The organism is Chryseobacterium salviniae (assembly GCF_035819015.1).
Lineage (GTDB): Bacteria > Bacteroidota > Bacteroidia > Flavobacteriales > Weeksellaceae > Chryseobacterium > Chryseobacterium salviniae.
Genome location: NZ_JAYLAA010000011.1, coordinates 1 through 11,315, shown reverse-complemented (window position 1 = coordinate 11,315; position 11,315 = coordinate 1). Strand labels below are relative to the sequence as shown.

Sequence of the window (11,315 nt, the reverse complement as noted above, 5' to 3'; positions counted from 1 at the left end):
GAGTAGTACTAATTACCCGTAGATTTATAGCCTATAAGGATGCTTATGGCAGCTGGCCGATAGCTAATAGCTAAAAGCAAGCCGCTAACAACAAGCCTTATAAGTGCAACACTGGTTTTGCCTTTGTGATGAAATTTACCGATAAAAACATTTAATGTTTAAAGTTTAGGGTTCAAGGTTTAAAGTGTAACAGCAATAAACATCAAACCCGGAACACAAAACCTTAAATGATATACAACCTTTAGGGTGGTTTTAGCGGTGGGGCTCACCTGTTCCCATTCCGAACACAGAAGTTAAGCCCACCAGCGCCGATGGTACTGCTAACGCGGGAGAGTAGGTCGCCGCCAGTTTTTATTCAAACCTCATACAGCAATGTGTGGGGTTTTTTGTTTTATACCGGTAAGAGGTGAGGAAGTAAGAAGTGAGGAAGTGAGGAAGTGAGGAAGTGAGAGGGGATGTTCAGGGTTCAAGATTTAAGATTCAAGGTTCAAGATTCAAAGTTCAGGGTTCAAAGTTTAAAGTTCAGGATATATTGTAGAAAATAAGCTGGCATATCATCATTCACTGGTTTACTTTTTATATTACCCAATTACCAATTACATATTACCCATTACTTATCAACATCCGATACCATTATTCATTCCTATAGTTCAAGGTTTATATCTTACCTTTCACTTCTTACTTCTCACCTCTCACTTCTCACCTCTCACATCCTTAGCCCCGATAGCAGCGGTTACCCCACAGCAGGAGCCGGAAAGAAAGGCCTTTGGCAACGCAAAAGCCCGGCGCGAGGAGTAGAAGCGGATAGCGGGAGAAAGCTCATGAAAAAATGGTTATGTGGTCAAAAATAGCTGTATGTTTTAGCTCCAATGAGGATCTGAAATAGAAGTTTTCCCATTTTCCAATCGGCCTGCAAAATGCCAGATATTGCTATTTGAATTTATTTTAAGATCATACCATCCTTTGGTTTTATCAAGAAGAAATTTTAATGTTTTGGTATTATCTATATCAATGGTTTTCTCAATTTTTTCATATAAATCTTCTACCATGATAGAAATATTATTTTCATGAGCGTTTTCAATCCATATTTCAACCGTATTTTTAGAAAGATTATTTATCAATGATATTTTTAGTTCAGGCGTATTATTACCTTTGAAATTTCTATAGAATCCGTTTGGCCCAAATACTTCGTAGTTGTAAGCTCCGGGCTGTATAATATGGGATAATTCCTGTTTAGAATAAAGTGCATACGAAAAATAAAAATTATCTTCATTAAACCTCGTCCTGTCATATATAATAATCGGAACCGCTCTTTCTGTTACATTCATCATGACTATTTCTCCACTCCCAAGATTGATGTGATAGTTATATGGAAGAGCATTAGACGGTTTTATTCCGCGTTCCTGAATGGCAAGAAGTTCTGTGCTTAATTCATTTTCTTTATACCATTTCAGATTAGGAACAGGCTTATTTCTGGCTGAATTGATTGTTTTAGCATATTCTTTCTGGCTCAGATAATTCATTTCCGGAATCTTAATACTCGAAGAATTAAAGGCAGACGTAAGATCTCCGCATATTGCTCTTCTCCAATTGCTGATGTTTTCTACGGTTACGTCTTTGCTAAATTTCTTTCGGATAAAATTTTCCAGAAACATGAGTACGGAAGTGTGGTCTGAAACTTCGGAATTGACAAATCCACCTTTTGTCCATGGCGATGCAATGATCATAGGTACTCGGTAGCCAAGACCAACCGTGCCTTCAATTTTTTCGTGTTGTTTCAATGTTGGAGAAGCCATATATTCCTGCTTTCTGCTGACAAATTCAACACCTTCGGTTCCGTTCATATCTACGGGCTGAACTGGATTCATAGGTGGCGCAAAAGGTAAAACATGATCGAAATAGCCATCGTTTTCATCATAATTAATAATGAAGATTGTCTTTTTCCAGGTTTCAGGATCTTTAGTCAGGATATTCAGAACCTCTGAGATGTACCAGGCCCCGTACCACGGCGAGCCTGGATGATCTGAAAAGTGCTCAGGCGCAATAAGCCACGATACCAACGGTAGTTTTTTATTTTCAACATCTTTTCTGAACTGATGGAGCACGTCTCCTTTCGGCACTACAAGCTGTTCACCGTTTTCATCCTTTCCGATTTCAAGATTCCAGTAATTAGGATCGTTGCTATTGATGGTGAATGCTTTTTCGTGAAGATTTCTTTCTTTTTGTGAAAGTTTTGAATATTGATCAGGATGATATTTCACTTGGTCTTCCTTCAGTTCGGCAATCTTTTTTTCCAAAACATCTTTTCTTTCAGGATGCTTTTCAATTTCATTTTTCAGATAGGCTATGATTTTGGGAATATGTTCATAATAGCCTTTCGAAAATTTCACATTAAAATTCGAAAACCATTCAATAGGATTGTCGGTAAAATTGCTCAGCCAGGCTTCCTGCTCACCTGACATTCCTTTCGGAAGACTGATTTCATTTTGATAAATCCTCCAGGAAATATTCTGTTCTTCCAGTATTTCCGGAAAGCTCTTCCATCTGGCCTGATGCTCTTTATCATAATCAATATTTTCATTATAAACATTAGCCTTCACTTTTCCGTTTTTTTGTTCGCGTAAAGTTCCCGACCAGTGGAAAAGCCTGTTTGGCGTAGTTCCAGTTAATGATGAACAAAAGTACTGGTCAAATATTGTAAAGGCATCCGCAAGCTGATAATAGAACGGTAGATCTTCACGGTTGTAATATCCTAACGTTAAAGGAATATCTTTATAGCTTTTATTATCGGATGCTTTCGCCTGAAGCCAGCGGTCGTATTTACCATTATTTAATGCTTCCTGTTGGTTACCCCACGAATGGGGAAGCGAGCTCATCCATGTGGATTTGGTATTTTTTAAATCCAATCGGGCAGGAGCTGCATATTTTCCGTCATTGTTTTTCTGAAAAAATATGGAATGACCGTCCTGTTTTATAAAAGCTCTGCGATCAGAAAATCCCCTTACTCCTTTCAGGGAACCGAATGCGTGATCAAAAGAACGGTTTTCCTGCATGAGAATGACAACATGTTCTGCATCATAAAAAGTAGACTGCGCTGCAGGTTCAATCAATAAAGCTTTAAGAATGGCAGGATGTAAGACACTTGAAGTTCCCAAACCAGCCATCAGGATTCCTGATTTTTCCAAAAATTCTCTTCTGTTCATATGTAATAGAAAGAAGCTGCAAGTTAGCAGGTTTCATTTTAATTTAATAATAATTTTAATGAGTAGATTAAAATCTGCTCAAAATTCCCCAATGGATTTTGATATCATTAAATTTAAAGGGATTTCCGAATTCATTACCATTGGAGAGCTGGAAGCTCATTAGCCCGATCGGAATAAAGAAATTAAATCCGAGCCCGACGCTATAAAGTTTGGGCTTCACATTAAGAGACTTGTTATTGAGCTGCCCATACTGTCCGAAGACATCAAAAAAGGCCTGGCTTCCGATGAGATAGCGGTATTCTAAACTTCCGTAATAATAAAAGTCGGCGGCCAGGGAATTTTCATTGAAACCCCGCATGGAATTCCAGCCTCCGAAACGGTATAATTCGTTGGCGGAAAAGTCGATCTTGGAATCCATCATCGCTCCTTCTCCCTTGATGTTAAGGAAATGGTTTCCGTTGATGTGGTAATTGTGCTCCCCAAAAAAGTAAAACTGATTTTGCGGAGAGGTAATATTATCTTTCGTGTATCTGGTGGTAAGATAATCGTAACCGGCGTTGATTCTCGTTTTGTAGAGGAAAAGATCAATATCCGTAGGTTCTACCATTTCAAACCAGATCCCGATTCCTTTTTTGTTGTAATCTTTCCCCTGAACGTACAGCGTATCGATAATGCTGGAGCTTTCAAATGTTCCTCGCAAACCGATTTTATTTCTTGCATTAAGATGATAATAAAAAGCAGGAAGTGCCTTCACATTGGCAAACGTAGAATCCTGCCGGAAAATATTAACTTTCATATTCAACCCTACATTAGACTTGAAAAGATAAGGAACATCCGCCTGAAGATCAAAAGTCTGTCCTTTATCCGGGTTTCGCTGCCAGTAAAGATTGACGGTTTCAAAGCTGTTAAATATGTTTCTAAAATTTACATTCAGGGTACCATTCAGGGTAAATTTATCCGTTTTATCATTTCCAAAACCGATGACGCCGTCGAAACTGTTGGTTTTTTTCTTTTCCATGAACAGGAAAATACTTGTAGAATCTTTCGTAAACATCGTCTGTGGCGGCCGTTCAAGGCTTACAAACTGATGGCTCTGAAAGGATTTATTGATCGCCAGAAGATTTTTGTCATCATAGGTTTTACCTTTAAACTCTTTTTCGAGATTTTTGATAAATCTTTTAGGAACGCTGGTATAGCCCTTAACCACAAATCCGTCGATGGTTCTTTTATCATTTTTATTAATGTCTAATTCTACAACAGGATAGCCGTTTTTCTGGCCTTTATATTTAGATTTTATCCTGCTGAAGGCAAAACCGTCATCAATATATTTTTTATTAATGCTTTTTTTTGTTGAATCTAAATTTTTAGTAAAAAATTCTTTCTGAACATTTATTTTATCCGAAATAGAATCTGAAAGCTTCACATAGGTTTCATTAAAATTTTTTCCTTTATGAAAAACAATTTCCGTTGTATCGCCTTTTTTTCTGACCTCTTTCAGCTGAGTGAAAAAATAATTGGTCTGGGCAAGAGAATCAAGAAATTTTACAGCGGCAGTAGAATCTTTAACCTTCTTTTTTACTTTGGTTTCAGAATCGATAAGGAAATACGGCTTCTTCTGCGCCTGAATGAAAACGCAGAAGAGAATAAAAAATATTTTTAGAATTAATTTCAACGGTAATTTTTTAAACCATTAAGATCTATTAAGTTATTAAGTCAAGTTAAGATTATTATTCTGATTCTGATTTTGTTATTCTTATTAATCTTAAAATAAATCTTAATGGTTTAAAATATATTTAATTTAAATTTTGTTTTAATAACTGAAACTAAGCCAGTTTATTGTATTTCTTCATTAAATTTTCATAAGTTCCCTGCGGAAGAATCCATTTGAGAGGAACTCCTATTTTCTGCCCGAATTTTCCAAAATAGTAATGAGCCTTCCATTTGTTTTTCTGTAAAAGCAAATCTATATATTCTGCCACTTCCAGAGGTTCGGTTCCGTCTCCAACGTGGCTGTTCATCAAAGCATATACTTTATCGAAAACATTTTTATACGGCTCCGAAACTTTGGTGCGTACACGGTTTTCTGCAATATTGGTTTTGATATCACCTAAATGAAGGGAGCAGACATGGATATTCCACGGATAGACTTCATAACGCATGGCTTCGGTCACTTTATCCAAAGCGGATTTAGAAGCCGAATAAAAGCCACGGAAAGGCAATCCCATTTCACTTCCGATACTCGATACATTGATAATCTGCCCGAATTTATTTTCACGCATTTTCGGCAGTACCGCGCTCATCATCTGAACTGCTCCGACTAAATTAAGATTGAATAATTTTAGAATGTCTTCCTTTGAAGAATCTTCCACAGCTCCTACCATTCCCATTCCGGCGTTGTTGATGAGAACATCAATTCGGGTTTCGGTCTTCAATACTTCTGCGATTGCATTTTCTACCGCATCATTATTGGTAACATCGGTTGGAATGGATTTGAAATAAGTACTTTCGGTGTGCTTTCGGCTCAGTCCGTACACTTTATGGCCTTTCTTTCCGAAATATTCTGCCAGCACGAAACCTATTCCTGAAGAGGTTCCTGTGATGATGATTGTTTTTGTATTCATGAGTTTTCAGTTAAAATAAGTTGTAAATCTTCCCAAAATTTCGGATAGGATTTTTCCACCACCTCTTCGTCTTCAATCTCTAATCCCTGAACCAGGCAAAACGGAGCAAAAGCCATTGCCATCCTGTGATCCTGGTAGGTTTTAATAGAAATATGATCTTCAGGTTCATTAAAGGCGGTTGATTTAATCGAAAAATCTGTAAATTCAGTTTCTGTCCCTAATTTTTTTAATTCGTTGTGCAAAGCTAAAATTCTGTCTGTTTCTTTTACTCTTAATGTTCCGAGACCTGAAATTTCGAAAGGAATTTTCAATGCTGCTGCGGTTACACAAAGTGTTTGGGCAATATCCGGACAATTATTCATATCCAAAACAATCTTTTCAGGAAACTTAAAATTTGGTTCCGGCTGAAGTGTTAACTTGTGTTCTTCTTCCGTGAAAATTGTTTTGATTCCGAAAAAATCTTCATAAATCTTTGTAATGGCAGAGTCGCCCTGCGTGGATTCTTTATAAAAGCTTTTCAGGTGAATGGTTTTTCTTCCCAACGCTGCGAAAGAATAGAAATACGAGGCAGAGCTCCAGTCGCTTTCTACTTCATAATTGATGATTGATGATTGATGATGGATGAAAGGCTCAACTTTGATTGTGTTTCCGGTGAAACTGTTTTTAATTCCGAATCGGGTAAAAATATTCAGAGTCATTTCGATATAAGACCTGGAAGTTACTTCACCAACGAGATTTATTTCCAATCCGCTTTCAAGTTTTCCTGCAATCAGCAGAAGGGAAGTGATGAACTGGCTCGAAATATTTGCCGGAACATCAACTTTTGACCGGGTGATTTTTCTTCCTTTAATTTTCAGCGGCGGAAATCCTTCATTTTCCAGATATTCGATGTCTACGCCAAGATTTTGTAAAGCCGTCACCAGATTTTTAATCGGTCTTTCCTTCATTCTTTTAGAGCCTGTCAGAATAGTTGTTTTGCCTTCCTGAATGGAATAATACGAGGTAAGAAAACGCATGGCCGTTCCTGCATGGTGGATATCCACCACCTCTGTATTCTCCGATAATGCCTTTTTCAAAAGACTTGTGTCTTGGGAATTTGAAAGGTTTCCGATTTCTATATTTTTAAACAGACTTTCTAAAATTAACAAACGATTCGAAATACTTTTCGAACCGCTGATTTGTATAGTCTGATTTTCTTTTAATTGTGATTTTTCTAACTTCATTATTTCTTCATTTGGAAGCTGGAGGCTGGGAGCAGAAAGTTAGTTAACATATTAAAACTTTCTACTTCAATCTTCCTGCATTATTTTAATTTCTCATTATTCTGATGCCGGTCTTTGTCACGTTCCGTTTTTACTTTCATTTTTTTATCGAAAGCTTCCTGAAGGTTAACTCCGGTTTGGTTGGCTAAACATAAAGTTACGAATAAAACATCGGCCAGTTCTTCGCCCAGATCTTTGTATTTGTCGCTTTCCTTTTCACTTTGTTCGCCGTATCTTCTTGCAATAATTCTGGCTACTTCACCAACTTCTTCGGTCAGCATAGCCATATTGGTAAGTTCATTGAAATAGCGAACGCCAATCGTTTTTATCCATTCATCAACCTGTTGCTGGAGGTTTGTAATTTCCATTTAATTTTTAATATTAATCTTTTCTTCTAAAATGTTGACTTTTGCTTGTAAGGTTTCTATTCTTTCTTCATTATGAGAAGAATTGCCAATATTTTCCGTAAAGTCGGCAAACTTTTTAAGATGTTTTCTTACGGTAAGATAGGCTATAACTAATACAATGAAAGCTCCTATTTTAACAATATTGAAATCCATTTACTCTAAATTATTGATATTGATAAGCACCTAAAGTAGGATTTGAGGTTCTGGAGTTACCCGCAATATCCGTAGGAACTGTTGCTGCAACGGCCGTGCTTCCTTTTCCGATAGCCGGAGAATTCTGCTTCACCCTTAAATTCATCTGGGCTGCAAAGTAATTGACAAACAGCGGATCCTGATTTTTTACCAGCTGAATAATGCTTGGCGCAGTATCTGAAAATCCTGCTTCCGATTGATTGGAATATTTCAAAAGGCAGTTCTCAAAAGTAAAATTAAAAAGCTGTCCTGGCGTTTGCTCAAAAAACACCGAATTTTCCCGATCTGAATACACGATACTGTTTCTTACATTGAGGATCAGTGCACCCTGCTCGGTCTGGTTTGAATCATTGGTCCATTCGTTGGTGGCAAATATTCCGTTTCTGTTATATGATTGAAGAAGGTCAGAATAATTGGCAATGGTACAATGGGTTAAATTATAGGTTCCTCCTCTGAAGATACCTATAGCAGATTCTCCACAGTTGTTCATGATAAGATTTCTTGCCGTAATTGTTGATCCGATGGAATAAATTCCGTACTCCTGAAAATTATGGATAAATGAATTGCTGATAGTAGCGTTGGCTTGCTTCATTTCCAGTCCTTTTGTCCCTCCGAAAATTCGTGTATAATTCATATTCAGATTAGATCCGGGTTCCATTTTGATTGAATTCCAGTTTTTTGGAATAGTGTCGTATGCAGGATCATTTCTGTCACCACGTAGTACGACGTTGTTGGCAAGTGTTCCGTTAATATTCAGTGTAGCTCCCTGAAGCACTTTCATTCCGCTGTTTTTATGGAAATAAACTTTAGTTCCCGGCTGGATGTTCAGGATCGCATTCTGATCGAGCGTGAGATCCCCGTAAATAATTTTAGCTTTATTATTGTTCCAGGTTGTAGTAGAGGTAAGAATATTGGGGTTGGAAGGAGTTTTGATGAAAAATTCAGCATCCTGAACTACGGAGAACAGCACTACATTTTGCTGTCCGGCAGGACTTTCAAAAAGGATTTTGTCTTCTGCGATCGCTTCAGGGCCTGTTGCTTCCGGAGCAATTTCCACGAAAATATAAAGGCTGTCTTTCTTTCTCAAAGGAACTTCTTTAAAATCATATCCCGGCTTTCCGTCTACGTTGATTTTATATAAAGAAGAAGCCCCTTTTTCCAGATGTATTCTCGGGATCAGGATGTCTTTATCTTCATTATTATAAACCTTTACGGCATACGTCTCTGAACGCACCTGGTGATAAACGGTGTCGCAGAATACCGTGTCTCTTGAAAAGCTAAGCTGCTGTGAAGGAGCGTCAAAACTGATATCGTCTTTATTACAAGATACCATCATTACAAGCATCCAGAAAGAAAAAGCCAGTAGTAATTTGATTTTCATCGAAATTAAAGTTTAATAAATTTCAAATGTAACGAAAATACTTTGAATTTCTTGTGAAGAAAAAAATATTACTGCCTTATTTGCAAATTCAAAAAAATATTGTACTTTTGCAACCTAAAATTAGCAGAGAAATATCCATTACTATTTCGAAAGCAAACTTTAATTTTTAACATTGTATTATGAAACCGCAAGGTTACATGTGACATTAACAAAAAAAGAAATTTACACATGAAAAACGGAATCCACCCAGAAAATTATAGACTTGTTGTTTTCAAAGATATGAGTAACGACGAAGTATTTCTTTGCAAGTCTACAGCAGAAACAAAAGACACTATCGAGTACGAAGGACAAGAATATCCTTTGATCAAAATGGAAATCTCTTCAACTTCTCACCCTTTCTACACTGGTAAAGTGAAATTGGTAGATACAGCAGGTAGAGTTGATAAGTTCATGAACAAATACAAAAAATTCGCTAAGTAATTTTTTGACATTACAATATTTTAAAGTCTTTCGATTTTCGGGAGACTTTTTTTATTGTAATTTTGTTATTAATCGAAATTAGAGATGGATGTGGAATTAATTTAAAACAGTAACGAATTAATACTTCCGGATTTCATCATCTAACTTCTCACTTTTAACATCTAACTTCTATTAAAATGCAATTAGTATTTTCAGATGCGCAATATTGGGAAGATTTTCTTCCGCTTACGTTTACAAGGCCCGTAGCAGAAATGCGTTGTGGGATTCTCAAATTTTCCGAAAGATGGCAGAAGATTTTAGAAAACACCGAAATTTCCTTTTTTACAGAGTCTTATTTACAGAAGAAATTTCCTGAACCTGAAAAAAAAGAAAGTCTTTTTCTGGTAACAAATTTTCTCCCTACAGAAAGTGTTATTCAACAAATTAAAGATCTCAAACAAGGTGAAGCATTGGTTTATGAAGATGAATTAATTGCTGCTAAAATTAATATGGAAGGATTTTCCCTCAATCAGATTGAGAAAATGACGGATATTAAAGAAGAGCTTGTTTTCTTTAAAAAACCGGCAGATCTTTTCACTTACAATCAGAAAGCAATCGATTTCGATTTTGATCTGCTTACGAAAGACAGGATTTCGCAGGAGCTTTCTTCCACCAATGGATTTTTAGGAGATAAAAAAGATCTTTTTATTGAAGAAGGTGCTCAGGTAGAATTTTCAACCCTGAACACCAAAACAGGAAAAATTTATATCGGTAAAAATGCTGAAATAATGGAAGGCTGTCATTTGCGTGGCCCTATTGCGCTTTGTGATGATTCCAAATTTAATTTAGGCGCAAAAATCTACGGCGCAACAACCATCGGTCCGCATTCTAAAGTGGGAGGTGAGGTCAGCAATATTATTATTTTCGGATATTCGAATAAAGGGCATGACGGTTTTATCGGAAACTCGGTCATTGGGGAATGGTGTAATTTCGGCGCAGATTCCAATTCTTCTAATATGAAAAATAACTATGGAAATGTAAGATTGTGGAACTACAGGAGAAAAGCTTTTGAAGATACCGGACTTCAGTTTGCCGGCGTGATAATGGGAGATCATTCTAAAACAGCGATCAATACACAGCTTAACACCGGAACAGTTGTGGGAGTGGCGTCGAATATTTTCAAAGAAGGATTTCCTCCGAATTTGGTTGAAAATTTCTCATGGGGCGGATTTAAAGATGATGAAAGATTTAAATTAGATAAAGCATACGAAGTTGCACAACGGGCCATGGCAAGAAGAAAAGTGGTTTTGGACGATGAAGATAAAGCTATCTTAAAACATATTTTTGATCATTATTAATATGGAAGTTGTTTAAACTTTTAATTTTTTGATTAGTTTAAGAGAAAACGCCAAAAAGTGCATATTCTTCCAGGTAATATCCAGTGTTTCAAATCTTATCAGCAAAGCCTTGAAGCCGTCTAACCATGCATTTGCCTGCTCTATTTTAAATCTGTTTTCGTACAGCTTTTCATCAAAATAATGATCATTATCTACTGTTTTTCCATTCCGGGGATTGGTTTTGATGTTGCCTGTTATTTCCTCCATTTCTAATTTCTGTCTTAAACTTTCACTGTCAAATCCCGAATCTGCATTCAAAAAAAGACCCTTATGAGAAATTTCCGCTTCCGACAAAATTTCAATAATCTCGCCCATAACATCTTCTATTTCATATAAATCGTGATGATTTCCGCTTCTGGGATTTCCCATCGAAAGCATTTGACCACGATTGTC

At 36.8% G+C, this 11,315-nt stretch carries 10 protein-coding genes and 1 rRNA gene; 3 read left to right on the top strand and 8 right to left on the bottom strand.

The genetic code is table 11. The features are described 5' to 3' along the window. The first annotated feature begins 242 nt into the window (after positions 1-242). A 5S ribosomal RNA gene (gene rrf, locus SOP96_RS02000) occupies positions 243-350 on the top strand. 510 nt (positions 351-860) lie between these two features. Here the strand turns inward: rrf and SOP96_RS01995 are convergent. From SOP96_RS01995 to SOP96_RS01965, 7 genes are all read right to left on the bottom strand, one after another. Further along, a complete protein-coding gene (locus SOP96_RS01995; protein WP_326319559.1) occupies positions 861-3,203 on the bottom strand; it encodes a phosphocholine-specific phospholipase C in 2,343 nt (780 codons plus the stop codon). Positions 3,204-3,270: 67 nt separating this feature from the next. Next, positions 3,271-4,875, bottom strand: coding sequence for a BamA/TamA family outer membrane protein (locus SOP96_RS01990; protein ID WP_326319558.1), 1,605 nt, complete (start codon positions 4,873-4,875; stop codon positions 3,271-3,273). A gap of 151 nt (positions 4,876-5,026) precedes the next feature. After that, positions 5,027-5,824: an SDR family oxidoreductase gene (locus SOP96_RS01985; protein ID WP_326319557.1), complete on the bottom strand. Its 798-nt coding sequence runs from the start codon at positions 5,822-5,824 to the stop codon at positions 5,027-5,029. Further along, positions 5,821-7,047 (bottom strand): 3-phosphoshikimate 1-carboxyvinyltransferase, encoded by a 1,227-nt coding sequence (locus tag SOP96_RS01980; protein WP_326319556.1) that lies wholly within the window; start codon positions 7,045-7,047, stop codon positions 5,821-5,823. The genes SOP96_RS01985 and SOP96_RS01980 overlap by 4 nt, the downstream gene beginning before the upstream one ends. 80 nt (positions 7,048-7,127) lie before the next feature. Next, a complete protein-coding gene (locus SOP96_RS01975) occupies positions 7,128-7,454 on the bottom strand; it encodes a nucleotide pyrophosphohydrolase (protein ID WP_326319555.1) in 327 nt (108 codons plus the stop codon). Further along, on the bottom strand, positions 7,455-7,646 hold the full coding sequence (locus tag SOP96_RS01970) for a hypothetical protein (RefSeq protein WP_326319554.1): 192 nt from the start codon (positions 7,644-7,646) through the stop codon (positions 7,455-7,457). Between the two features lie 10 nt (positions 7,647-7,656). Further along, on the bottom strand, positions 7,657-9,066 hold the full coding sequence (locus tag SOP96_RS01965; RefSeq protein WP_326319553.1) for a hypothetical protein: 1,410 nt from the start codon (positions 9,064-9,066) through the stop codon (positions 7,657-7,659). Positions 9,067-9,294: 228 nt separating this feature from the next. Between SOP96_RS01965 and SOP96_RS01960 the strand changes: the two genes are divergently transcribed. Continuing rightward, the gene (locus tag SOP96_RS01960) at positions 9,295-9,546 is read left to right on the top strand and encodes a type B 50S ribosomal protein L31 (RefSeq protein ID WP_002976190.1); all 252 of its coding nucleotides are present in this window, start codon (positions 9,295-9,297) and stop codon (positions 9,544-9,546) included. A 176-nt stretch (positions 9,547-9,722) separates the two neighbouring features. After that, a complete protein-coding gene (locus tag SOP96_RS01955; protein ID WP_326319552.1) occupies positions 9,723-10,883 on the top strand; it encodes a GlmU family protein in 1,161 nt (386 codons plus the stop codon). A gap of 12 nt (positions 10,884-10,895) precedes the next feature. On the opposite strand, the gene SOP96_RS01950 is transcribed toward SOP96_RS01955, so the two are convergent. Further along, a partial coding sequence (locus tag SOP96_RS01950) for a transposase (protein ID WP_326319551.1) occupies positions 10,896-11,315 on the bottom strand: 420 nt, incomplete at its 5' end.

Bases quoted from the DNA above. Each gene is read 5' to 3' on its own strand.
- SOP96_RS01955 (WP_326319552.1), top strand. From the start codon at position 9,723: ATGCAATTAGTATTTTCAGATGCGCAATATTGGGAAGATTTTCTTCCG.
- SOP96_RS01980 (WP_326319556.1), bottom strand. From the start codon at position 7,047: ATGAAGTTAGAAAAATCACAATTAAAAGAAAATCAGACTATACAAATC.
- SOP96_RS01995 (WP_326319559.1), bottom strand. From the start codon at position 3,203: ATGAACAGAAGAGAATTTTTGGAAAAATCAGGAATCCTGATGGCTGGT.
- SOP96_RS01985 (WP_326319557.1), bottom strand. From the start codon at position 5,824: ATGAATACAAAAACAATCATCATCACAGGAACCTCTTCAGGAATAGGT.
- SOP96_RS01975 (WP_326319555.1), bottom strand. From the start codon at position 7,454: ATGGAAATTACAAACCTCCAGCAACAGGTTGATGAATGGATAAAAACG.
- SOP96_RS01960 (WP_002976190.1), top strand. From the start codon at position 9,295: ATGAAAAACGGAATCCACCCAGAAAATTATAGACTTGTTGTTTTCAAA.
- SOP96_RS01965 (WP_326319553.1), bottom strand. From the start codon at position 9,066: ATGAAAATCAAATTACTACTGGCTTTTTCTTTCTGGATGCTTGTAATG.
- SOP96_RS01970 (WP_326319554.1), bottom strand. From the start codon at position 7,646: ATGGATTTCAATATTGTTAAAATAGGAGCTTTCATTGTATTAGTTATA.